At 69.1% G+C, this 22,134-nt stretch carries 22 protein-coding genes and 1 pseudogene; 9 read left to right on the top strand and 14 right to left on the bottom strand.

Annotated features, from left to right (window positions below):
- Positions 1-7 precede the first annotated feature (7 nt).
- The 4 genes from A5736_RS11105 to A5736_RS11090 form a co-directional block, all read right to left on the bottom strand.
- On the bottom strand, positions 8-838 hold the full coding sequence (locus tag A5736_RS11105) for a 1-acyl-sn-glycerol-3-phosphate acyltransferase (RefSeq protein ID WP_076246178.1): 831 nt from the start codon (positions 836-838) through the stop codon (positions 8-10).
- The gene (locus A5736_RS11100) at positions 835-1,680 is read right to left on the bottom strand and encodes a GNAT family N-acetyltransferase (RefSeq protein WP_076246176.1); all 846 of its coding nucleotides are present in this window, start codon (positions 1,678-1,680) and stop codon (positions 835-837) included. Before A5736_RS11100 ends, A5736_RS11105 begins: the two co-directional genes overlap by 4 nt.
- A gap of 149 nt (positions 1,681-1,829) precedes the next feature.
- Positions 1,830-2,786 (bottom strand): electron transfer flavoprotein subunit alpha/FixB family protein, encoded by a 957-nt coding sequence (locus A5736_RS11095; RefSeq protein WP_076063289.1) that lies wholly within the window; start codon positions 2,784-2,786, stop codon positions 1,830-1,832.
- A 40-nt stretch (positions 2,787-2,826) separates the two neighbouring features.
- Positions 2,827-3,627, bottom strand: coding sequence for an electron transfer flavoprotein subunit beta/FixA family protein (locus tag A5736_RS11090; protein WP_076125973.1), 801 nt, complete (start codon positions 3,625-3,627; stop codon positions 2,827-2,829).
- A gap of 192 nt (positions 3,628-3,819) precedes the next feature.
- On the opposite strand from A5736_RS11090, the gene A5736_RS11085 reads away from it, so the two are divergent.
- The 4 genes from A5736_RS11085 (at position 3,820) to A5736_RS11070 (ending at position 8,060) form a co-directional block, all read left to right on the top strand.
- Positions 3,820-4,629 (top strand): bifunctional 2-polyprenyl-6-hydroxyphenol methylase/3-demethylubiquinol 3-O-methyltransferase UbiG, encoded by an 810-nt coding sequence (locus tag A5736_RS11085; protein WP_076246175.1) that lies wholly within the window; start codon positions 3,820-3,822, stop codon positions 4,627-4,629.
- 20 nt (positions 4,630-4,649) lie between these two features.
- Positions 4,650-6,212, top strand: a complete 1,563-nt coding sequence (locus A5736_RS11080; RefSeq protein ID WP_076246251.1) for a glycoside hydrolase family 57 protein — start codon at positions 4,650-4,652, stop codon at positions 6,210-6,212.
- Positions 6,209-7,453, top strand: a complete 1,245-nt coding sequence (locus A5736_RS11075; protein WP_076246173.1) for a glycosyltransferase family 4 protein — start codon at positions 6,209-6,211, stop codon at positions 7,451-7,453. Before A5736_RS11080 ends, A5736_RS11075 begins: the two co-directional genes overlap by 4 nt.
- Before the next feature lie 91 nt (positions 7,454-7,544).
- Positions 7,545-8,060: a TspO/MBR family protein gene (locus tag A5736_RS11070; RefSeq protein ID WP_076246171.1), complete on the top strand. Its 516-nt coding sequence runs from the start codon at positions 7,545-7,547 to the stop codon at positions 8,058-8,060.
- Here A5736_RS11070 and A5736_RS11065 read toward each other — a convergent pair.
- Positions 8,038-8,646, bottom strand: a complete 609-nt coding sequence (locus A5736_RS11065) for a hypothetical protein (RefSeq protein WP_076125984.1) — start codon at positions 8,644-8,646, stop codon at positions 8,038-8,040. The two genes, A5736_RS11070 and A5736_RS11065, sit on opposite strands and share 23 nt — an antisense overlap.
- A 189-nt stretch (positions 8,647-8,835) precedes the next feature.
- Here A5736_RS11065 and A5736_RS11060 point away from each other — a divergent pair, with 189 nt between their 5' ends.
- Positions 8,836-9,378 (top strand): DUF4333 domain-containing protein, encoded by a 543-nt coding sequence (locus A5736_RS11060; RefSeq protein WP_076125987.1) that lies wholly within the window; start codon positions 8,836-8,838, stop codon positions 9,376-9,378.
- Between the two features lie 13 nt (positions 9,379-9,391).
- Here the strand turns inward: A5736_RS11060 and A5736_RS11055 are convergent, their stop codons facing one another.
- Positions 9,392-10,129 (bottom strand): acyltransferase, encoded by a 738-nt coding sequence (locus A5736_RS11055; protein WP_076125989.1) that lies wholly within the window; start codon positions 10,127-10,129, stop codon positions 9,392-9,394.
- A gap of 140 nt (positions 10,130-10,269) precedes the next feature.
- On the opposite strand from A5736_RS11055, the gene A5736_RS11050 reads away from it, so the two are divergent.
- Both A5736_RS11050 and A5736_RS11045 read left to right on the top strand, forming a co-directional pair.
- Positions 10,270-11,547: a PQQ-binding-like beta-propeller repeat protein gene (locus tag A5736_RS11050; RefSeq protein ID WP_139333258.1), complete on the top strand. Its 1,278-nt coding sequence runs from the start codon at positions 10,270-10,272 to the stop codon at positions 11,545-11,547.
- Entirely contained in the window at positions 11,544-11,891 is a 348-nt protein-coding gene (locus A5736_RS11045) for a hypothetical protein (RefSeq protein ID WP_076125995.1), read from the top strand. The genes A5736_RS11050 and A5736_RS11045 overlap by 4 nt, the downstream gene beginning before the upstream one ends.
- A 10-nt stretch (positions 11,892-11,901) precedes the next feature.
- Here A5736_RS11045 and A5736_RS11040 read toward each other — a convergent pair whose 3' ends face one another.
- The 8 genes and pseudogenes from A5736_RS11040 to ctaD all read right to left on the bottom strand — a co-directional run bounded on the left by A5736_RS11040 (position 11,902) and on the right by ctaD (position 20,270).
- Positions 11,902-12,582: an esterase gene (locus tag A5736_RS11040; protein WP_076125998.1), complete on the bottom strand. Its 681-nt coding sequence runs from the start codon at positions 12,580-12,582 to the stop codon at positions 11,902-11,904.
- 75 nt (positions 12,583-12,657) lie between these two features.
- Entirely contained in the window at positions 12,658-13,857 is a 1,200-nt protein-coding gene (locus tag A5736_RS11035) for a class I SAM-dependent methyltransferase (RefSeq protein ID WP_217695747.1), read from the bottom strand.
- On the bottom strand, positions 13,854-14,828 hold the full coding sequence (locus A5736_RS11030) for a class I SAM-dependent methyltransferase (RefSeq protein ID WP_076246168.1): 975 nt from the start codon (positions 14,826-14,828) through the stop codon (positions 13,854-13,856). The genes A5736_RS11035 and A5736_RS11030 overlap by 4 nt, the downstream gene beginning before the upstream one ends.
- 22 nt (positions 14,829-14,850) lie before the next feature.
- Positions 14,851-15,522 (bottom strand): annotated as a pseudogene (locus tag A5736_RS11025) (enoyl-CoA hydratase); the annotation flags it as partial.
- On the bottom strand, positions 15,519-16,352 hold the full coding sequence (locus tag A5736_RS11020) for an NUDIX hydrolase (protein ID WP_076121654.1): 834 nt from the start codon (positions 16,350-16,352) through the stop codon (positions 15,519-15,521). The gene A5736_RS11020 and the pseudogene A5736_RS11025, both read right to left, overlap by 4 nt.
- Complete coding sequence (locus A5736_RS11015) at positions 16,349-17,191, bottom strand: ABC transporter ATP-binding protein (RefSeq protein WP_076121657.1); 843 nt, start codon at positions 17,189-17,191, stop codon at positions 16,349-16,351. Before A5736_RS11015 ends, A5736_RS11020 begins: the two co-directional genes overlap by 4 nt.
- 61 nt (positions 17,192-17,252) lie before the next feature.
- Positions 17,253-18,488 (bottom strand): phosphoserine phosphatase SerB, encoded by a 1,236-nt coding sequence (gene serB, locus A5736_RS11010; protein ID WP_076121660.1) that lies wholly within the window; start codon positions 18,486-18,488, stop codon positions 17,253-17,255.
- 36 nt (positions 18,489-18,524) lie between these two features.
- Positions 18,525-20,270, bottom strand: a complete 1,746-nt coding sequence (gene ctaD, locus A5736_RS11005) for a cytochrome c oxidase subunit I (RefSeq protein ID WP_076121886.1) — start codon at positions 20,268-20,270, stop codon at positions 18,525-18,527.
- A gap of 137 nt (positions 20,271-20,407) precedes the next feature.
- Between ctaD and A5736_RS11000 the strand changes: the two genes are divergently transcribed.
- Together A5736_RS11000 and A5736_RS10995 are read left to right on the top strand one after the other, a co-directional pair.
- Positions 20,408-21,514, top strand: a complete 1,107-nt coding sequence (locus A5736_RS11000) for an iron-siderophore ABC transporter substrate-binding protein (protein ID WP_371328375.1) — start codon at positions 20,408-20,410, stop codon at positions 21,512-21,514.
- Between the two features lie 78 nt (positions 21,515-21,592).
- Positions 21,593-22,134 (top strand): alcohol dehydrogenase catalytic domain-containing protein (locus tag A5736_RS10995; protein ID WP_175611244.1); only part of this gene is annotated, 542 nt, incomplete at its 3' end.

Here is a 22,134-nt window from a genome sequence, read left to right as displayed (position 1 = left end):
CCCGAACCTAGGAAGCCACCAGCACGTGGCCCCGACCCGACTGCTGCTCCGGGCGCCGCGACACTCCGACACCCACGGCCCACTGGCAGCGGCGGGCCAGCGCCCGCCGATCAGCGCCCGGTAGCTGCAGGGATTCGACGTGAACATGCGCCCAGGTGCGGCGCACGGTGAGCAACCGGCACATCGACCGCCACAGGGTGTCGTCGCCGACGAAGGCCGGGGCGGTGGAAACGGCGCCGTCGGCGTGGTGGTAGGTCAACCGAATCGGCTGCACCGGGCGGCCGGCGTCGATCGCGGCCTGGAACATCGCCGGATAGAAGGACCCACAGGCGACGCCGCACCAGGTGGTGCCTTCGGGGAAGGCCACCACGGTCTGACCGGCACGCAGCCGATCCGCGACGGTGTCGACCACCCCGGGCAGCCGCCGCAGACTGGCCCGCTCGATGGGGATGATCTTGAGCATGCGCGCCAGGGGTCCGGTGAACATGTCCGCGCGGGCCACGAACGCCCCCGGCATCACCGAACCGATGGCGAAGACGTCCAGCCACGACATGTGCGGGCTGACCACCAGCACTCCGCGCAGGTTGCGAATCGGGCTGCCCGACACCCGAATCCGCGCGCCGAAACAGCGCAGCACCGCGCGGCAATAGAAGCGCTGTACCCGCAGCTGGCCCGGCAGCGGCGCCAGCGCCAGCGGCACCCCGGGCGCCAGCAACGCGGCCAACATGACGCGAAGCGTCACCCGCAGCACCACCCGCCACCGCGACGACGCGGTGCCCACACCCACGCAGCTGCTGTCGCATGTCGCGCGGGGCAGCCAGGCGTGGGCGGCGGTCATCGTGCGCCGGCCATCTCAGTGGCCATTTGAGAAGCCGCCGACACCGACCGCAGCCGCTTGAGATATCGGGTATCGGCCCGTCGTTTGTCCAGCAGCACGCAGAAGTCACCCACGCCGAAATCCGGGTCGTGCGCCGGCTCGCCGCAGACCTGCGCGCCCAACCGCAGGTAGCCACGCATCAGCGCCGGAACCGCCGGCCGCGGCGGCGCGGGAATCTCATCGAGGGCCCGCCCGTCGACGCGCACCGGCAGGTGCGGCTGGACGCGGTACTGCGCCGGCGCGGCGTGCCGGCTCAGGATGAAGTCGCGGACGCCGCGCAGCTGGCTGCCCGGCACGTCACGGTCCGATTCGGCGCCGATGGGCACCGACACGCAGCCCGTCACGTAGTCGTAGCCGTAGCGGTCCAGGTAGGCCAGGATGCCCGCCCACATCAGCAGCACCACGCCGCCGTTGCGGTGACCGTCGCGCACCACGGCGCGCCCCATCTCCACCAGCGACGGCCGCAGCGGGTCGAAGGCGCGCACGTCGAATTCCGTTGCGGTGTAAAGCCCCCCGGCCGCGATCGCCCCGGCCGGCGCCAACATCCGGTAACAACCCACCAGCTCACCCGTGTCGTCGTCGCGGACCAGCAGGTGATCGCAGTATTCGTCGAAGCGGTCCGCGTCGACCTGGTCGGCCGTCGGCAGCGCGAAGCCCGGTGTGCTGGTGAACACGTCGTAGCGGAGCCGTTGCGCCGCCTCGATCGAATCGGTGTCGGTGGCCAGCAGCAGCGAGTAGCGCGGTGCGGACGAACCGATCGCCTCCGGCTGGTCGCCGGCTATCAGGACAGAAGCAATGCTCATGTCAACAACGTCGCGCAGTCGATGTACCGATCGGCGTCGCCGCTGTGACGTGTCGGTGCACGTCAGGTGACGAAATGTCGCGGAAATAGTGGCGAAAACAACAGCCCCGCGGGTAATCCGCGGGGCCGTTGGTTAACTCGGGGGTGCCGTCAGCCCTTGCGGGCCTTGATCGCGTCGGTGAGCTGCGGGGCGACCTTAAACAGGTCACCCACCACGCCGTAGTCGGCGATCTCGAAGATGGGCGCCTCTTCGTCCTTGTTGACCGCGACGATGGTCTTCGACGTCTGCATGCCCGCGCGGTGCTGGATCGCACCGGAGATGCCCAGCGCGATGTAGAGCTGCGGAGACACCGTCTTGCCCGTCTGGCCGACCTGGAACTGGCCCGGGTAGTAGCCGGAGTCGACGGCGGCGCGTGACGCCCCGACCGCCGCACCCAGCGAGTCGGCCAGCGCCTCGACGACGTTGAAGTTCTCGGCGCTGCCGACCCCACGGCCACCGGAGACCACGATGGTGGCCTCCGTCAGCTCCGGGCGGTCACCGGCGACGGCGGGCTCGCGCGACGTGATCTTGGTGGCGTTCTCGGCGGGAGCCGGCACCTCGACGGTGACCTGCTCGCCGGCACCCGCGGCCGGCTCGGCGTCGATGGCGCCGGCCCGCACCGTGATCACCGGGGTGTCGCCGTTGGCCTGCGCCTCGACGGTGAACGCTCCACCGAAGATGGAATGGGTGGCCTTGGCGCCCTCCTTGACGTCGACCACGTCGACGAGCAGACCGGAACCGATCCGGGCGGCGAGCCGTCCGGCGATCTCCTTGCCGTCGGCGTTGGCGGCCAGCAGCACGGCGGCCGGCGCGTTGGACTCGGCCAGCGCGGCCAGCACGTCGACCGTCGGGGTGATCAGGTAGTTGTCGACGGCGTCGGACTCGGCGACGTAGATCTTGGCGGCGCCGGCCTCCTTCAGCCCGTCGGCCAGCGGCGCGGCCGTGCCGGGCGCGCCGACCACGACGGCGGCCGGCTCACCCAGCGCGCGGGCGGCGGTGATCAGTTCGGAGGTGACCTTCTTCAGGGCGCCTTCGGCGTGCTCGACGAGCACCAATACTTCAGCCATGGGTTATATCGCTCTTCTCGTTGGATGACGGGCGTGGGGTTCAGATGATCTTCTGGCCGACCAGGTACTGGGCGATCTGGTTGCCGCCTTCACCTTCGTCGGCGACCTTCTCGCCCGCGGTCTTCGGCGGCTTCGGCGTCGACGACAGCACCGTGGTGCCGGCATTGGCCAGCCCGACCTCGTCGCCCTCGACCCCGATCTCGGCCAGCGTCAGGACAGTGACTTCCTTCTTCTTGGCGGCCATGATGCCTTTGAAGGACGGGAAGCGCGGCTCGTTGATCTTCTCGTTGACGCTCACGACCGCGGGCAGCGTGGCCTCGAGGGTGAACACGCCGTCGTCGGTCTCGCGCTCGCCGATGACCTTGCCGCCCTCCAGCGACAGCTTGCGCAGGTGGGTGAGCTGCGGCAGGCCGAGGTACTCGGCGATGATCGCCGGCACCGCCCCGCCGACGCCGTCGGTGGCCTCGTTACCGGCGATGACCAGCTCGGTGCCCTCGATGGTGCCCAGCGCGCGGGCCAGCGCCCAGCCGGTCTGGATCACGTCCGAGCCGTGCATGCCGTCGTCCTTGAGGTGGACGGCCTTGTCGGCGCCCATGGACAGGGCCTTGCGGATCGCCTCGGTGGCGCGCTCGGGACCCGCGGTCAGCACGGTCACCGACCCGTCGACGCCGTCGGCGGCCTCTTTCTCGCGAATCTGCAGCGCCTCTTCCACGGCACGCTCGTTGATCTCGTCCAGCACCGCGTCGGCGGCCTCGCGGTCCAGCGTGAAATCGCCGTCAGTGAGCTTGCGCTCCGACCACGTGTCTGGGACCTGCTTGATCAGGACCACGATGTTCGTCATGAGTGTGGTTCGTCCTCCTCGAAGGAGTTCCGCAGTGCGCGACTGCGGGAACTCGGTACACGTTTAGCAACGCACAGCGGTATTACTACGAGGTAAGTTTGTGCGTTCTGCACTCACACCATAGCGGGTCGTAGTGCACGTTCCTTCGGCCCGGTTCGCGAATCGGACACTTCGCGTTAGCCTCCCTATGCAATGAGCGCATTCGTCCCCGACGTCCCGCAACGCGTCCCCGGCAACACCTCGCCGGCGCCTGACGCGGTGTTGACGCTGACAGGCGAGCGCACGATCCCCGATCTGGACATCGAGAACTATTGGTTCCGGCGCCACGAGGTGGTCTACGAACGGCTTGCGCCGCGCTGCGCCGGGCGCGACGTGCTCGAGGCCGGATGTGGCGAAGGTTACGGTGCCGACCTGATCGCGGGCATCGCCCGCCGGGTCGTCGCGGTCGACTACGACGAGACCGCGGTGGCCCACGTCCGCGCCCGCTACGCCAGGGTGGACGTCATGCAGGCAAACCTGGCCGAGCTGCCGCTGCCCGACGCGTCGGTGGACGTCGTGGTGAACTTCCAGGTGATCGAGCACCTGTGGGACCAGGCCCAGTTCGTGGCCGAGTGCGCCCGGGTGCTGCGCCCGTCCGGGTTGTTGATGATCTCGACGCCCAACCGCATCACGTTCTCCCCGGGTCGCGACACCCCGGTCAATCCGTTCCACACCCGCGAACTCAACGCCCGCGAGCTGACCGAGCTGCTGGTCGACGGCGGTTTCGGCGAGGTGTCGATCAGCGGTGTGTTCCACGGACCGCGGCTGCGTGAGATGGATGCCCGGCACGGCGGCTCGATCATCGACGCGCAGATCGCGCGGGCGGTGGCCGACGCGCCGTGGCCGCCCGAGCTGGCCGCGGACGTCGCCGCGGTCAGCACCGACGACTTCGACATCGTCGATTCCAGCGTGCGTGACATAGATGACAGCCTCGATCTCATCGCGATCGCGGTGCGCCCGTGAGCATCGACCGCGTGCCCGGGATGTTCACCTTGGTGTTGCACACCCACCTGCCCTGGCTGGCCCACCACGGGCGCTGGCCGGTCGGCGAGGAATGGCTCTACCAGTCCTGGGCCGCGGCGTACCTGCCGCTGTTCCGGGTGCTGCGCACCCTGGCCGACGAGGACCGGCACCGGCTCATCACCCTCGGCGTTACGCCGGTGGTCAACGCCCAGCTCGACGACCCGTACTGCCTCGACGGCATGCATCACTGGCTGGCCAACTGGCGACTGCGGGCGTCCGAAGCGGCCAGCGTGCGATCCGCGAGCGGATCCAAGTCGGCCGACTACCAATCGTGCACACCGGAAGCGTTGCGGGCCTTCGGGATTCGCGAATGCGCCGAGGCCGATGACGCGCTTGAGGATTTCGCCACGCTGTGGCGGCACGGGGGCAGCCCGCTGCTGCGCGGCCTGATCGACGCGGGCACCGTGGAGCTGCTCGGCGGCCCGCTGGCCCACCCGTTCCAGCCGCTGCTCGCGCCCCGGCTGCGCGAGTTCGCGCTGCGCGAAGGCCTGGCCGACCCGCAGCTGCGGATGGCCCACACCCCGGGCGGCATCTGGGCGCCCGAATGCGCCTACGCCCCCGGCATGGAACATGACTACGCCCCGGCGGGCGTCACCCACTTCATGGTCGACGGCCCGTCGCTGCACGGCGATACCGCGCTAGGCCGGCCCGTCGGCGACACCGACGTCGTCGCGTTCGGGCGCGACCTGCAGGTCAGCTACCGGGTGTGGTCGCCGAAGTCCGGCTATCCCGGCCATGCGGCCTATCGCGACTTCCACACCTATGACCACCTCACCGGCCTCAAGCCGGCCCGGGTCACCGGCCGCAACGTGGCCTCGGAGGCCAAGGCGCCCTACGACCCCGAGCGGGCCGACCGCGCCGTCGACGTCCACGTCGCCGACTTCGTCGACGTGGTGCGCACCCGACTGTTGTCCGAGTCGGAGCGCATCGGGCGCCCCGCCCACGTGGTCGCGGCGTTCGACACCGAACTGTTCGGACACTGGTGGTACGAGGGCCCGACGTGGCTGGCGCGGGTGCTGCGCGCCCTGCCCGCCGCCGGTGTTCGGGTGGGCACACTGAGCGACGCGCTGGCCGGCGGATTCGTCGGCGATGCCGTCGCCTTGCCGCCGAGTTCGTGGGGCTCGGGCAAGGACTGGCAGGTGTGGGCCGGCGAGCAGGTCGCCGATCTGGTCCAGCTCAACACCGAAGTGGTCGACACCGCGCTGAGCACCGTGGACAAGGCCTTGGCACAAACGAGGTCGCAGACGGCATCGCTGGACGGCCCGCTCCCCCGCGATCGCGTCGCCGATCAGATCCTGCGCGAGACCCTGCTGACCGTCTCCAGCGACTGGCCGTTCATGGTCAGTAAGGACTCGGCCGCCGACTACGCCCGCTACCGTGCGCACCTGCATGCGCACGCGACCCGCGAGATCGCCGGGGCGCTGGCGTCGGGCCGGCGCGAGACCGCGGAGCGCCTGGCCGACGGCTGGAACCGCGCCGACGGCCTGTTCGGCGCCCTGGACGCCCGAAGGCTGCCCCGATGAAGATCCTCATGGTGTCGTGGGAATACCCGCCGGTGGTGATCGGCGGGCTCGGCCGGCACGTGCATCACCTGTCCACCGCGCTGGCCGCGGCCGGTCACGACGTCGTCGTGCTGTCGCGCCGTCCGTCGGGCACCGATCCCAGCACGCACCCGTCGTCCGACGATCTCAGCGAGGGCGTCCGGGTGATCGCGGCCGCGCAGGATCCGCACGAATTCAGCTTCGGTGCCGACATGATGGCCTGGACCCTGGCGATGGGTCACGCGATGATCCGCGCCGGCCTGCGGTTGAAGAAATACGGCAGCGACCGGCCGTGGCGTCCCGACGTGGTGCACGCCCACGACTGGCTGGTCGCCCATCCGGCCATCGCGCTCGCCGAATACTACGACGTGCCAATCGTTTCCACGATCCACGCGACGGAGGCCGGGCGGCATTCGGGCTGGGTTTCCGGCGCGATCAGCCGTCAGGTGCACGCGGTCGAGTCATGGCTGGTACGTGAATCCGATTCGCTGATCACGTGTTCGGCGTCGATGACCGACGAGATCACCGAATTGTTCGGTCCGGGTCTGGCCGAGACCACGGTGATCCCCAACGGCATCGACGCCGCACGCTGGCCGTTCGCGCCCCGTCGTCCCCGCACCGGGCCGGCCGAGCTGCTCTACGTCGGGCGGCTGGAGTACGAGAAGGGTGTGCACGACGTGATCGCCGCGCTGCCGCGGATCAGGCGCACGCATCCGGGCACCACCCTGACCGTCGCCGGCGAGGGCACCCAGCAGGACTGGCTCGTCGAGCAGGCGCGTAAACATCGGGTGCTCAAGGCAACTCGGTTCGTCGGGCATTGTGATCACAACGAGCTGCTGGCGTTGCTGCATCGGGCCGACGCCGCCGTGCTGCCCAGCCACTACGAACCGTTCGGGCTCGCCGCTCTGGAGGCCGCCGCGGCCGGCACCCCGTTGGTGACGTCGAACATCGGCGGCCTGGGCGAAGCGGTGATCAATGGCAAGACCGGGGTGTCCTGTCCGCCTCGCGACGTGGCCGGGCTGGCCGCCGCGGTGCGCGCCGTGCTCGACGACCCGCTCGGCGCGCAACGACGCGCCGACGCCGCCCGCGAGCGGCTCACCTCCGACTTCGACTGGGGGACCGTGGCCAAGGAAACGGCCCAGGTTTACCTGGCCGCCAAACGCCGTGAACGGCAACCACAGCCGCGGCTGCCCATCGTCGAGCACGCCCTGCCGGACCGGTAGGCATATCTGCGTCGTTGTTGGGTAGCTCTGCAACTACCGCCAAACCTGTTGAGCAGCAAGCGGACTTGGCCCGGCATGAACGGAGCACCGTATGAACAGCTCAACACTGGCCGCGACAACGCTGGCCGTCGGCGCGGCAGCCGGCACCGGAAGCATCGCCAGCCCACGCCGTGTCCCTACCTGGTACGCACGGCTGCGCAAACCGCGATACCAACCACCCGGAGTCGTCTTTCCAGTCGTCTGGACAGCCCTCTACACCGACATCGCCGCCACGTCGGCGGTGGCTATCGACGGGTTCCGCCAAGCAGGGCAGCACGACAAGGCGCGTCGCTATGCCGCGGCGTTGGGAGTCAACCTGCTCCTCAACGCCGGATGGAGTTGGCTTTTCTTCAGGTATCACAAGCTCGGCGCATCCGCCCTCGGTGCAGCGGTCCTGACGGCCAGCAGCGCGGACCTCATCCGCCGCGCGACGCAGGCCAAACCGCAAGCCGGGCTGGCACTTTCGCCTTACGGATTGTGGTGTGCCTTCGCCACCGTTCTGTCCACCCATATCTGGCGGCTCAACCGCCCTACTGAATCCGGCCTCAGCCGGAAAGCTTGTTCTTGACCGCGCCGTCCTGTTGCTGGGCGACCGTAAGGGCGTAGTCGGTGGGCACGTCGTCGCCGGGCGCGCCGTCGAATTCCAGCGTGACGAACGCCTTGCCCTCGGTGAACAACAGCACCGTCACCTCCTTGGACCTATCCGGCGACGTGCCGGCGACGATCGTGCCCCCGTCGCCCACCGAAATCGGCTGCGGGTTACCGCCGGTCACCGTGTTGCCCAGCGACGCGACCGACCCGCTCATCGCGTTGGCGGCGGCCCCGGCGTCGGTCAGGATCAGGACCGTGTCGCCGATTCGGGTGCTGTCATCCTGGTTTTTGAAAACCACCGCCGCGCCGGGCATCGCGTTGGGATTTTGGACGGGCGGCTCCGCCGGGGTGAAGACGTTGGGCGGTGTCGTGCTGACGTCGCTGCCCTGAATCAGCAGGGCGGTGTAGTCGGTGCCGGCGGCCGGCATCGACATCGACACCGCGGACGTCGACGTCGAGGGTGTCGACGCCATCGTGGACGTGCCGCTGCAGGCGGCCACCACCATTCCGGCCAACACCGTGGCCCCCGCGACGCTCGCAACCGCGATCACCCGGCTCGTCATTCGCGGCACCCCCTCCGCTGTGTTACCTCGGTACCGTAACCAACCGCCGCGCGGTTGGACCAGCAAAGGCCCCGGTGCGAGATCGCCGTTCGGCTGATGTTTACGCAATCCGCCCACTCGAAGATGTCTGGCATGCAATTATCAGCCGATTCACAGTTGCCCACAGTCGCACAGCCCACGGGAGGCGTTATGGCTCAGTCGATCGTTCGGACGTTGCTGGTTTCCGGAGCAGCAGCGGGCCTGATGGCCGGCGTCGCCGCGTGTTCGTGTTCGGTGTCGTCGTCGCACACCGTCAGCAAAAGCGATGTCGCCGGCCAGATCACCTCGAAGATGACGGACCCCGCGGGCAACAAGCCCGAGTCGGTGAACTGCCCCAGTGACCTGGACGCGAAGGTCGGGGCGCAGCTGAACTGCGAGATGAAGGCGGGCGGGCAGACCTACAACGTCAACGTCACCGTCACCAGCGTCAACGGCAGCGACGTCAAGTTCGACATGGTGGAGACGGTCGACAAGAACCAGGTCGCCAAGACGATCAGCGAGAAACTCACCCCGCAGCTGGGAAGCAAACCCGATTCGGTCACGTGCCCCGACAACCTCAAGGGCGTCGAGGGCGCGACGCTGCGCTGCCAGCTGACCACTAGCGGGAAGAACTACGGGGTGAACGTGACCGTCACCGGCGTCGATGGCGGGACCGTCAACTATCGCTTCGAGGTCGAAGACCAGCCCTCGTAAGACCCGAAATCGGTTAGCGGGCAGCCTTTTTGCGTTCGATATCGGCCAGCGCGGCCGCCAGTTCCGCGCGCTGCGCGGCCGAGCTCTCCCAGGACAGCTGCCGGTTCTTGACCACCTTGGCCGGCGCGCCGACCGCGATCGAGTAGTCGGGCACCACGCCGCGAACCACCGCGTGCGATCCCAGCACGCAGCCGCGTCCGATGGTGGTGCCCCGCAGCACGGTCACCTTGACCCCGACCCAGGTGTCGGGCCCGATTCGAACCGGGGACTTGACGATGCCCTGATCCTTGATCGGCAGGTTGATGTCGTCCATGCGATGGTCGAAATCGCAGATGTAGCACCAGTCGGCCATCAGCGCCGAATCCCCGAGCTCGATGTCGAGGTAGCAGTTGATGACGTTGTCGCGCCCCAGCACCACCTTGTCGCCGAAGCGCAGCGAGCCCTCGTGCGCGCGGATCGTGTTCTTGTCGCCGATGTGCACCCAGCGGCCGATCTCCAGCTGCGCCAGCTCGGGTGTGCAGTGGATCTCGACGCCCTTGCCGAGAAACACCATGCCGCGGGTGATGATGTGCGGGTTGGCCAGCTTGAACTTCAGCAGCCTCCAGTAGCGCACCAGGTACCACGGGGTGTAGGCGCGGTTTGCCAGTACCCACTTCAGCGAGGCCAGCGTGAGGAACTTGGCCTGGCGTGGGTCGCGCAACATCGATCCACGCCAACGGCGATGGAGCGGAGCACCCCACATGGTCGTCATGGCCGGAGAGCTTATCCGAGCCGCCACGGGTTACCCTCACCTGTACTCGATCGCTGCTCTGGAAACGAACCAACGGCCGCGGAAGGATTTGGGAAATCGAGGTGCTTGCCCGACAACTCGGTCTTCGGCGTTGGTCATTCGTGGGGGCGGCCGCCGCGCTGATCGTGGGACTCGGCGGTTGCGGCAACACCGACTCCTGGGTGCAAGCCTCGGCATCGCAAGGCTGGCCCGCGCAATACGCCGACTCGGCCAACAGCAGCTACACCCCCACCAGCGGCGCCACCAAGCTGTCGCTGCAGTGGACGCGGTCGGTCAAGGGCAGCCTGGCCGCCGGACCCGCGCTGAGCGCACGCGGTTATCTCGCCCTCAACGCGCAGACCCCGGGCGGATGTTCGCTCATGGAGTGGGAGAACGACAACAACGGCCGGCAACGCTGGTGCGTCCGGGTGGTCCAGGGTGGCGGCTTCGCCGGTCCGCTGTTCGACGGCTTCGACAATCTCTACGTCGGGCAGCCCGGCGCCTTCCTCTCCTTTCCGGTGACGCAGTGGACTCGCTGGCGCCAGCCGGTGATCGGAATGCCCACCACACCAAGGTTTTTGGGTGATGGTCAACTGTTGGTCATCACGCACCTGGGTCAGGTCCTGACGTTCGACGCCCACCGCGGCATGGTGGTGGGCAGTGCGCTGGATTTGGTCGACGGTGTGGACCCGACCGATGCGACGCGCGGGCTGGCCGATTGCGCGCCGGCGCGGCAGGGCTGCCCGGTGGCGGCGGCCCCCGCCTTCTCCCCGACCGGCCAGATGGCGGTGATCGGCGTCTGGCAGCCGGGTGCGGTGGCCGCGGAACTGGTTGGGCTGAAATACCATCCGGGCCAGACGCCGCTGCTGACCCGCGAGTGGACCAGCGACGCGGTCGGCGCCGGCGTGATCGCCAGCCCGGTGCTCTCCGCCGACGGGTCGACCGTCTACGTCAACGGCCGCGACCAACGGCTGTGGGCGCTGCACGCCACCGACGGGAAGGTGAAATGGTCAGTGCCGCTTGGTTTCCTGGCGCAGACGCCGCCGTCGGTGACCCCGCAGGGACTGATCGTGGCCGGTGGCGGACCCGATACCCGGCTCGCGGCCTTCAAGGATGCCGGCGATCACGCCGATCAGGCTTGGCGGCGCGACGACGTCGGCCCGCTGTCGTCGTCGAGCCTGGCCGGTGGCGGCGTCGGCTACACGGTGGTCGGCACGCCGCCCGGGCAGGGCGCGCCCGGCATGTCGCTGCTGGCCTTCGATCCGGCCAATGGCCACACCCTCAACAGCTATCCGCTGCCCGCGGCCACGGGATATCCCGTCGGGATTTCGGTCGGCGTTGATCGCAGGGTGGTGGCGTGCACCAGCGACGGCCAGGTCTACGGATTCGGGCCGGCATGAGCGCCGATCGACGCGGCAGGCCCGCGGACGTCGCCGCGACCGTTGTCCTGCTGATCGTGCACGGGGCGCTGTTCGGGGTGACCATCGTGCTGCTCGGCCTTTTCGTCATGGTCACCGACCCGTGCGGTTCCGTGAAATGCGGCGACCCGGCCTGGATCGACCGCGCCACGACCTTGGGGATCTGGGGCGGCGCCGCGGTCTTGGTCGCCGACTTCGTGGTCTCCGTATATCTCCTGGTGCGCCGGCGGCGGGCGTTCTTCGTCCCGCTCATCGGCTGCGTGGCACAGGTGGCGCTGGGCATCGGTGCCGCGGCGATGGAGTGGCTGGCCGGCCCGGTGCAGTGACCAGGCGGCTCTAGACGGCCAGGGGCGGGATCGCGTTGCGCGGCACCTGGGCCTGGACGGGACCGGCGACCGCCGGGAGCATCTCACCGGGGGCGAAATAGAAGATCAGCTGGTCGTCGGTGATGGCGAAGTTCTGGTAGTGCGACGGGTCGTGCCCCGTCGACGGCAGGATGGCGGCACCGAACGCGCTCTGATTTTCCAGGTCGCGCTGCACCAACGGGAAGATGCTGTCCAGCGGCGTCGTGCCGGGCGCGAACAGGTTGTCGAAGGTGATGGGCTGCTTGGTCGCCAGGTTGTAGTTGAACGCCTTGTACCAGATGGACGGATGCGATCCGCCGAGGTCCTGGAAGAACTTGAGCACCACGCTGCGGGTGCGGGGCGGCTGACCGGAGGTGCGTTGGTCGGCGCTGGTCTCCATTTGGTAGGGCTGGTCGCGCCCGCCGGACGTCTGGGCGACGTTGAGGAAACCGTCGCGGTTTTGGGTGATGTAGTCGGTCAGCGCCTGTTCGTCGGGGTAGTCGGCGGGGAACGTCATGGTGATGGCGTAGGTGGACCCCGTGGTGTGCACGTGGCACAGCTGGGTGTCGTCGACGGTGCCGCCCATCCCGGCGCACGTCGCCGGCGCGGCGGCCGCCGGCCAGCCCAGCAGGGCCACCGCGGCCAGCACGGTGCTCACTATCAGGTAACGCATCGTTCGAATTTGTCCCTCGCAAAATTACGCAGGCGGGGCGCCTGGAAGATCGATGGCAGCCAGCCTACCTGGGCACTATCGAGAGGCGCGGCAGACGAAGGCCGTCGCATGGCTCGCGGGTCCGGAGCCGACCCGGGTGACGATCACCGACAGGGATTCCCCGCCGCGCAGCCGCAGGCGCCGTCGCAGCCCGTCGGGGTCGATGCGCACGCCCCGGACCAGGATCTCCAGCGCCCCGCAGTCCCGTGCGGACAGCGCCTGCCGAAGGCGGCGCTCGTCGAACGCCAGCTGCTCGAGCACCTCGAAGCCGCGGACCGCCGGCGGCAACTCGGCGCCGGACAGGTAGGCGATCTCGGGATCGAGTTGCCACAGCCCGTGCCGCGCGCCGTAGTGGCGCACCAGGCCGGCCCGCACGACCGCGCCGTCGGGGTCGACGATCCATCGGCCGGCGGGCCGCGTCGGGCAGTCGGCGGGCTCAGCGTCGGTGATCTGCTCGCCGACATCCAGTACGCTCGCTCGACGACGCACACGCGGCTCGGCCAGCCCGGCCGACCACAGGCACGCCTCGCGGACCGAACCGCCGTACGACGTCACCTCGATTTCACCGTCGAAGCCGGCACGCCGCAGGTATTCGAAATCTATTCCGGGACTGCACTTTACGATGAGGTCGCGGCCGCTGTAGGCGTCGAGCAACTGGCCCAGGCCCGGTTGATAGTCGGCCGGGCGCCAACGCCGCCGCCCGCCCACCCTGCGCGCCGGATCGACGAGCACGACGGCGTCGCGGGTGACCGGACGCAGCGCGTCGGCCCGGCACAAGGCAGCGCCGGGGCCCAGGTTGTGGCGCGCCATCGCCAGGCGCACCGGGTCGATGTCGCTGCCCACCGCGTCGGTCCCCGCCGCGCCCAGTGCGGCCACCTCGGTGCCGATCGAACAGGTCGCGTCGTGAACCAATGGGCTCCCGGCCTTTGCGAACCGCTTCGCCCGGTGCAGGGCCACCGGCGCCGCGGTCGCCTGCTGCAGGGCCTCGTCGGTGAACAGCCAAGCGGACACGTCACCGAGCTGGCCGAGCTTGTCCGCGGCGCGGCGGCGCAGCAACGTCGTCTCCACCAGAATCGGCGCCCGGGCCCCGAAGCGGGCACGCACGGAGGCGACGTCGGCGATGCGGGTGCGGTCCGTCAGCGGCAGGTCGGCGACGGCGGCAAGCGCCGCCGTGCCCGCTTCCGACCGCAGATATTCGACGTCGGCGGTGCCGAAGCGCAGGCCGCCGACGCTCAGGACGGTTTGACCCCGGTGATCATCACGTTGTAGAACCAGCCCTTCGGCACCACATGCCGCATCACGTTGGCGTCCACCCAACTGAGGGTCTTCCAGCTGGTGAATGCGAATTTCGCCCAGCCCCAGCCCAGCCGCCCCGGCGGCACCGCGCACTCGAAGGTCCGCAGGGGCCAGCCCAGCATCGCGGCGGTGAACTCGACGGTGGAGGTCGCGACGTCGACGGCTCCGGCGCCGATGGCCATCCGCTCCAGGTCTTCCGGCGCGAAGGTGTGCAGGTCGACGAGCGCCTCGAGCGCCGCGGCGCGCGACGACTCGTCCAGCTCGGCCTGCGGTCGCCGCCACCCGGTCAGTCCGGGCAACTTGGTGGCGTTGGTGACGATCCGCCAGGTCAGTGTCGAGAGCGCGCGCGCATAGACCTCGCCGGCATTGCTCGGTTCCCCGGCGAAGACGAACCGGCCGCCCGGGCGCAGCACCCGGACCACCTCGCGCAGCGACAGCTCGACGTCGGGAATGTGATGCAGGACGGCGTGCCCGACCACCAGATCGAAGGTGTCGTCGTCATACGGGATGCCCTCGGCGTCGGCCACCCGGCCGTCGATGTCGAGCCCCAGCGATTGTCCGTTGCGGGTGGCGACCTTGACCATGCCGGGCGAGAGATCGGTGACAGAACCGCGGCGGGCAACGCCGGACTGGATCAGGTTCAGCAGGAAAAACCCTGTCCCGCAACCCAATTCGAGGGCCCGGTCGTAGGGCAGTTCGCGCAGGACGTGCTCGGGCGCGATGGCGTCGAAGCAGTCCCGGGCGTAATCGATGCAGCGCTGGTCATACGAGATCGACCATTTCTCGTCGTACGTCTCGGCTTCCCAGTCGTGGTAGAGCACCTGCGCGAGCTTGCTGTCGTGGCGGGCGGCTTCGACCTGCTCGGCGGTGGCACGCGGGTTGGGGACGGCGTCAGTCGAACTCCTCGTCATGCAGGGCAGCCTAACCGGCGCCCGGAGCCGGGTCGAAGACGGCGTTGATGCCGGCCTTGGCGGCGGCCAGCGCGCGCGACGGCCCGTCGAGGAAGCGGCGGGCCCACGCCGCGGCGGCGTCGTAGACGTCGTCGGGAGCCACCATCTCGTCGATCAGGCCCAGCGCCAGGGCCTCCTCGGCGTCGAAGAAGCGCCCGCTGAACACCAGGTCCTTGGCCCGGCTCGCCCCGGCCACGCGGGCCAGGCGAGCCATTGCGCCGCCGCCGGGGACCAGGCCCGCCAGTATCTCCGTCGCCCCGAACTTGACGTTGTCGCCGCTGACCCGCCAGTCGGCGGCCAGGGCCAGGGTGAGGCCGGCGCCCAGCGCATATCCGGTGATCGCGGCCACGGTCGGCTTGGGGATCGCCGCGACGGCGTCGACGGCCTCCCGGCGCACCCGGGCCGCGGTGTCGGCCTCGCTCGGGCTCAGCGTCCGCAGCTCGGGCATGTCGTCGCCGGCGGAGAAGATTTCGTGGCCACCGAACAGGATGACGGCGCCGACGTCGTCGCGGCGCCCCAGCTCGTCGGCCGCGGCCGCGATCTCGCGGTAGACCTGCCGGGTCATCGCGTTCGTGGGTGGCCGCGACAGCAGCAACATGGCCAGGCCGGCATCCCGCGAGCCGTCACTGACCACCACGCTGACGAACTCGCTCAATGCCGCCACCCCATTCCCCCGGCCTCGCGCGCCTGGTGGTAGCGGTCGGAGTCGAAGAACTCGAAAATCCAGTTGTCGCCCTGGATTTCGAGATGCGGCTGCACGGGCACGATCTGCCGTTCGACCGCCAGCACGTCGGCCACCGTGTGGCCGGCGAGCGAGTCCAGCTGCGTCCACGTCGGCGGCAGCAAGAAGCAACGGCCGGCGGCGAAGTCGTCGATGGCGGCCTGCGGCGTGGTCCACCCGGCGCGGTCGGATTCGGTGTTCTCACCGTCGGCACGCTGACCCCGCGGCAGCGCGGCCACAAAGAAATAGGTGTCGTATCGGCGGGTCCGTTCGGCCTCCGGGGTGACCCAATTGGCCCACGGCCGAAGCAGGTCGGCCCGCAGCTCCAGGTTTTCCCGGCGCAGGAAGTCCGCGAAGGACAGCGTGCCGGCGGCCAGCGCGCGGCGGGCGTCGCCGTATACCGAGGCGTCGCCGACGAGACTGTCCGGTGCCGAACCGGCCTGGCCCGCCGGCCCCGCGAAAAGCACCCCCGACTCCTCGAAGGTCTCGCGGGCCGCGGCGCAAACCAGGGCCTCGGCCAGTTCGGGTTCGATGCCGAAGCGCTGCGCCCACCACTGCGGAGGCGGCCCCGCCCACGCGATGTCGGCGTTGCGGTCGCGGTCGTCGACGCCGCCGCCCGGGAACACCATCGTGCCCGCCGCGAATTCCATCCGCGAGTGCCGGCGCATCAGGAACACGCTCAGGCCGGGCCCGGCGTCGCGGATCAGCATCACGGTCGCGGCCGGCCGCGGAACCAGTGGAGCCTCGTCGTGCGGTGCGGTCATAGCAGCCTCCGGTGGGCCGCGCGGCTGCGGACGCGCCGCGCGAAATAGCGCCCGTCGACCATCTCGAGGGCGATCGACTGGCCGAACGCCGCCGACAGGTTCTCGGCGGTCAGCACGTCGGCCAGCAGCCCCGCCGCGACCACCCGACCCTCCGACAGCAGCATGCAGTGGCTGAAGCCGGGGGGAACTTCCTCGACGTGATGGGTGACCAGCACCAGCGCGGGCGCGTCGGGGTCGGCGGCCAGATCGGCCAGCCTGGCCACCAACTCCTCCCGGCCGCCCAGGTCCAGGCCGGCGGCGGGCTCGTCGAGCAGCAGCAACTCCGGGTCGGTCATCAGGGCGCGGGCGATCTGCACCCGTTTGCGTTCGCCTTCCGACAGCGTGCCGTAGCTGCGCTCCGCGAGATGCTCGGCGCCCAGGCTCTCCAGCATGTCGATCGCGCGCCGGTAGTCGATGTCTTCGTAGCGCTCCCGCCATCGGCCGAGCACCGCGTAGCCGGCCGAGACGACGAGATCGCGCACCACTTCGTCGTCGGGCACCCGCTGCGCCAGCGCCGAGGATGACAGGCCGATGCGGGCGCGCAACTCCGTGACGTCGACGCGGCCCAGCCGCTCGCCGAGCACGTGGGCGACGCCCGACGATGGGTGCTCGGCCGCCGCGGCGATCCGCAGCAGCGACGTCTTGCCGGCGCCGTTGGGGCCGACGATCACCCACCGCTCGTCGAGTTCGACCGCCCAGTCCACCGGCCCGACCAAGGTGCGCCCGCCGCGGCGCAACGACACACCCCGCAAGTCGATCAGCAGATCGGGATCGGATGCGGTGTCGCCGGTTTCGGGCACCCGATCATCGTGCCGTACCGCGCCGCCGCCAAGGCCGCCGGGTGCTTGCCCGTGGCCGCCACTAATCCGAAGGGATCTCCACACGTCGTACTCCAAGATCGCCGGCGTCGGCGGCCTCGATCTCGCCGCGGGTGACGCCGAGCAGGAACAGCACGGTGTCCAGGTACGGGTGGCTCAACGACGCGTCGGCGACCTCACGCAGCGCCGGCTTGGCGTTGAACGCCACGCCCAGGCCCGCCGCGGAGAGCATGTCGATGTCGTTGGCGCCGTCGCCGACGGCGACGGTCTGCGCCATCGGCACCCCTGCCTGCTGCGCGAAGTCGCGAAGCGCCTTGGCCTTTCCGGGCCGGTCGATGATCGGGCCGACGACCCGGCCGGTCAGCGTGCCGTCGACGATCTCGAGGTCGTTGGCGGCGACGAAGTCCAGCATCAGCTCGTGCGCCAGCGGTTCGATGATCCGCCGGAACCCCCCGGAGACCACGCCGCAGTGAAAACCCAAGCGCCGCAACGTCCGCAGCGTGGTGCGGGCCCCGGGCATCAGTTCCAGCTGGGCGGCGACCTCGTCGATCACGGTCGCGGGCAGGCCCGCCAGGGTCGCCACCCGCTGCTGCAGCGACTGCGCGAAGTCCAGCTCGCCGCGCATCGCGGCCTCGGTGATCGCGGCGACGGCTCCCTCGGCGCCCGCGCGCGCGGCCAGCATCTCGATGACCTCGCCCTGCACCAGCGTCGAGTCGACGTCGAACACGATGAGCCGTTTGGTGCGCCGGGCCAGGCCGTAGTCCTCGACCGCGATGTCGACGTGCTCCTCGGAGGACACCCGGTTCAGGGCGGTCCGCAGGAGGCCGTCGGCCCCCGGCGGCACCGAGACCCGCAGCTCCAGCCCGGTCACCGGATAGTCGGAAACCCCGCGAATGACATCGAAGTTGACGCCCAGCGCCGCGGCCTCGCGGGCCACCGCGCCGAACGCGCCGGCGGTAATCGGCCGGCCCAGCACGAAGATGGTGTGGGTCGACGGTTGCCGGATGATCGGCACGTCGTCGCTGCGCTCGATGCTGACATCGAGCCCGACCCCGTGGATCGCGGTCTCGACGTCGGCGCGCAGCGATGGGCTTTCCGCGACCTCCGCCGAGCAGGACACCAGCACACCCAGCGTCAGCCGCCCCCGGATCACCACCTGTTCGACGTTGAGCAGCTCGACTCCGTGCCGCGACAGCGCGTCGAAGAGCGCCGACGTCACACCCGGATGATCCGCGCCGGTGACGGTGATCAGCACCGACACCCTGTATGGAGTGTTCACCCCTGACTTAGCCTCGCTTAGGGCCGCCGCCGCCCGTCAGCTGCGAACGCTGACGTCGTCGGCTCTGGTGACGTCGCCGCTCGCCGGCCCATGGGCTCGGCCCACGTGCGCCTCGGCGCGCAGCCGCTCGACCATGTGCGGGTAGTGCAGCTCGAATGCCGGTCGCTCCGAACGGATTCGGGGCAGCTCGGTGAAGTTGTGCCGCGGCGGCGGGCAACTGGTCGCCCACTCCAGCGAGTTGCCGTAGCCCCACGGGTCGTCGACCGTGACGACCTCGCCGTAGCGCCAGCTCTTGAAGACGTTCCAGACGAACGGGAACATCGACGCGCCCAGGATGAACGCCCCGATCGTCGAGACGATGTTCAGGGGCTGGAAGCCGTCGGTGGGCAGGTAGTCCGCGTAGCGGCGCGGCATACCCTGATCGCCCAGCCAGTGCTGCACCAGGAACGTGGTGTGAAAGCCGATGAACGTCAACCAGAAGTGCAGCTTGCCCAGCCGCTCGTCGAGCAGCCGGCCGGTCATCTTCGGGAACCAGAAGTAGATACCGGCGAAGGTGGAGAACACGATGGTGCCGAACAGGACGTAGTGGAAGTGCGCCACAACGAAATAGGTGTCGGTCACGTGGAAGTCCAGCGGCGGGCTGGCCAGCAGGATGCCGGTCAGACCACCCAGCAGGAAGGTCACCAGGAAGCCCACCGAGAACAGCATTGGCGTCTCAAAGGTCAACTGGCCCTTCCACATTGTGAAGGTCCAGTTGAAGAACTTGATCCCGGTCGGCACCGCGATCAGATACGTCATGAACGAAAAGAACGGCAGCAGAACGGCTCCCGTGGCGAACATGTGGTGCGCCCACACCGCCACCGACAGCGCGGCGATCGACAGGGTCGCGTAGACCAGCGTGGTGTAACCGAAGACCGGCTTGCGGGAGAACACCGGGATCACCTCGGTGATGATCCCGAAGAACGGCAGCGCGATGATGTACACCTCGGGATGGCCGAAGAACCAGAACAGGTGCTGCCACAACAGAACTCCGCCGTTGGCCGCGTCGTAGACGTGGGCGCCGAGGTGCCGGTCGGCGGCCAGGCCGAACAGCGCCGCGGTGAGCAACGGGAACGCGATCAGCACCAGGATGGACGTCACCAGGATGTTCCAGGTGAAGATCGGCATCCGGAACATCGTCATCCCCGGTGCGCGCATGCAGACGACCGTGGTGATCATGTTGACCGCGCCCAGGATGGTGCCCAGACCCGCGACGATCAGACCCATGATCCACAGGTCTCCGCCCGCGCCGGGTGAGTGGATGGCGTCGGACAGCGGGGTGTAGGCCGTCCAGCCGAAGTCCGCGGCCCCGCCCGGAACGACGAAACCGGCCATCCCCATGGTGGCGCCGAACAAGAACAACCAGAACGAGAAGGCGTTGAGCCGCGGGAAGGCGACGTCGGGCGCGCCGATTTGCAGCGGCAGCACCAGGTTGGCGAAACCGAACACGATCGGCGTCGCGTAGAACAGCAGCATGATCGTGCCGTGCATGGTGAACAGCTGGTTGAACTGCTCGTTCGACAGGAACTGCAGACCCGGCGCGGCCAACTCGGTGCGCATCAACAGCGCCAGCAGCCCGCCGATGAAGAAGAAGATGAAGCAGGCGACGCAGTACATGATGCCGATCAGCTTGTGATCGGTGGTCGTGATCAGTTTGTAGATGAGGTTCCCTTTGGGACCGGTTCTGGCCGGATACGGGCGGACGGCCTCGAGTTCTCCCAAGGGGGGCGCTTCAGCTGTCAACAGCTCCTCCAAACATTCTCGGACCGGGGCCCAGAACCAATGGTTCGAATCTTAGCCTTCGATCAGGTCGGTGGCGGGCCTGGTCCTACAAACTGTCGTAATCGGCTCCGAAGTCGCCGGATGTTAGCGTCGAACGCGTGCAAATCGGCGGGAGGCGATCGATTCCGGGCGCCGCCGCAGCGGTGACGGTGGCCGCAGCACTGGTCGTGGTGTGCGGCGGTTGCGGGTCCGGATCCGGCTCCAAACCGTCGGCCCGATCGCTGGTCACGCCCACCACCCAGATCGCCGGGGCCGGGGTGCTGGGAAACGACCGCCAGCCCGACGAGTCGTGCGCGCGGGACGCGGCCGCGGCCGACCCGGGGCCGCCGACGCGGCAGGCCCACAATGCCGCCGGGGTCACCCCCGACGTCGCTACCGTTCCTGCCGAGGCGCAGCGCATCGTGGCGCTATCGGGTGATCAGCTCGACGCCCTGTGCGCGCTCGGCCTGCAATCCCGCGTCGTGGCCGCCGCCCTGCCGGACGGCTCGCCGAGTCAGCCGTCCTATCTGGGCAAGGCGGTCCACGGCTTGCCCGGCGTCGGAACGCGCAGCAATCCCGACCTGAAAGCGATCGCGGCGGCCCACCCGGATTTGATCCTGGGCTCGCAGGGGTTGACGCCGAAGTTGTACCCGCAGCTGGCGGCGATCGCCCCGACGGTGTTCACCGCGGCCCCGGGCGCCGCCTGGCAGGACAACCTGCGCGGCGTCGGCGCGGCCACTGCCCGTGGCGGCGCGGTCGACGGACTGATCGGCGGCTTCACCCAGCGGGCCACGCAGATCGGCGCCAGCCACGACGCGGCCCACTTCCAAGCATCGGTCGTGCAGCTGACCACCACGAGCATCCGGATCTACGGGTCGAACAACTTTCCGGCCAGCGTGCTCACCGCGGTCGGCGTGGACCGGCCGGCCGCGCAGCGGTTCACCGACAAGCCCTACATCGAGGTCGCCGCCACCGATGCCGACCTCGCGAAGGTGCCGAATCTGTCCGCCGCCGATGCCGACGTGATCTACGTGTCGTGCGCCACCCCCGCCGCCGCGGACCGCGCCGCCACTGTCCTGGACAGCGACTCGTGGCGCAAGCTGTCCGCCTATCACGACAACCGGGTTTACGTGGTCAACGATGAGATATGGCAGACCGGCGAAGGCGTGATCGCGGCCCGCGGCATCGTCGACGATCTCCGCTTGCTCAACGCCCCGATCAACTAATGAACCGGCCGATTGGCCTAAAAACTTTACCTTAACTAAGCTTTTCTAGGACGCAACGAAATCGAAGAGGGATCTGCCATGAGCACTGTTTCGGCGTATGCCGCGACATCGGCGACCGCGCCGCTGACCAAGACCACCATCACCCGCCGCGACCCCGGTCCGCACGACGTAGCGATCGACATCAAGTTCGCCGGGATCTGCCACTCCGACATCCACACCGTCAAAGCCGAATGGGGCCAACCGAATTACCCGGTAGTCCCCGGCCACGAGATCGCCGGCGTGGTGTCCGAGGTCGGTTCGGAGGTCACCAAGTACAAGGTGGGCGACCACGTCGGCGTGGGCTGCATGGTCAACTCGTGTGGCGAGTGCAGCAGCTGCAAGGCCGGGCTGGAGCAGTACTGCAAACCGGGCGCGACCTTCACCTACAACTCGATCGACAAGGACGGAACGTCCACGCAGGGCGGTTACAGCGAGGCGATCGTCGTCGACGAGAACTTCGTCGTCCGCATCCCGGACTCGCTGCCGCTGGACAAGGCGGCGCCCCTGCTGTGCGCGGGCATCACGCTGTTCTCGCCGCTGCGGCACTGGAACGCCGGGGCGAACACCCGCCTGGCGATCAT

The sequence above is a fragment of the Mycobacterium sp. SP-6446 genome, from assembly GCF_001954045.1.
In the GTDB taxonomy this organism is placed as follows: Bacteria; Actinomycetota; Actinomycetes; order Mycobacteriales; family Mycobacteriaceae; genus Mycobacterium.
The sequence above is the reverse complement of the archived record's forward strand: the minus strand, read 5'-3'. Positions and strand labels throughout refer to the sequence as shown.

Bases quoted from the DNA above. Each gene is read 5' to 3' on its own strand.
- A5736_RS11045 (WP_076125995.1), top strand. From the start codon at position 11,544: ATGAGCGCCGATCGACGCGGCAGGCCCGCGGACGTCGCCGCGACCGTT.
- A5736_RS11020 (WP_076121654.1), bottom strand. From the start codon at position 16,352: ATGACCGCACCGCACGACGAGGCTCCACTGGTTCCGCGGCCGGCCGCG.
- A5736_RS11095 (WP_076063289.1), bottom strand. From the start codon at position 2,786: ATGGCTGAAGTATTGGTGCTCGTCGAGCACGCCGAAGGCGCCCTGAAG.
- A5736_RS11030 (WP_076246168.1), bottom strand. From the start codon at position 14,828: ATGACGAGGAGTTCGACTGACGCCGTCCCCAACCCGCGTGCCACCGCC.
- A5736_RS11090 (WP_076125973.1), bottom strand. From the start codon at position 3,627: ATGACGAACATCGTGGTCCTGATCAAGCAGGTCCCAGACACGTGGTCG.
- A5736_RS11105 (WP_076246178.1), bottom strand. From the start codon at position 838: ATGACCGCCGCCCACGCCTGGCTGCCCCGCGCGACATGCGACAGCAGC.
- A5736_RS11065 (WP_076125984.1), bottom strand. From the start codon at position 8,646: ATGACGAGCCGGGTGATCGCGGTTGCGAGCGTCGCGGGGGCCACGGTG.
- A5736_RS11055 (WP_076125989.1), bottom strand. From the start codon at position 10,129: ATGACGACCATGTGGGGTGCTCCGCTCCATCGCCGTTGGCGTGGATCG.
- A5736_RS11075 (WP_076246173.1), top strand. From the start codon at position 6,209: ATGAAGATCCTCATGGTGTCGTGGGAATACCCGCCGGTGGTGATCGGC.
- A5736_RS11080 (WP_076246251.1), top strand. From the start codon at position 4,650: ATGTTCACCTTGGTGTTGCACACCCACCTGCCCTGGCTGGCCCACCAC.
- A5736_RS11070 (WP_076246171.1), top strand. From the start codon at position 7,545: ATGAACAGCTCAACACTGGCCGCGACAACGCTGGCCGTCGGCGCGGCA.
- A5736_RS11085 (WP_076246175.1), top strand. From the start codon at position 3,820: ATGAGCGCATTCGTCCCCGACGTCCCGCAACGCGTCCCCGGCAACACC.
- A5736_RS11040 (WP_076125998.1), bottom strand. From the start codon at position 12,582: ATGCGTTACCTGATAGTGAGCACCGTGCTGGCCGCGGTGGCCCTGCTG.
- A5736_RS11060 (WP_076125987.1), top strand. From the start codon at position 8,836: ATGGCTCAGTCGATCGTTCGGACGTTGCTGGTTTCCGGAGCAGCAGCG.
- A5736_RS11100 (WP_076246176.1), bottom strand. From the start codon at position 1,680: ATGAGCATTGCTTCTGTCCTGATAGCCGGCGACCAGCCGGAGGCGATC.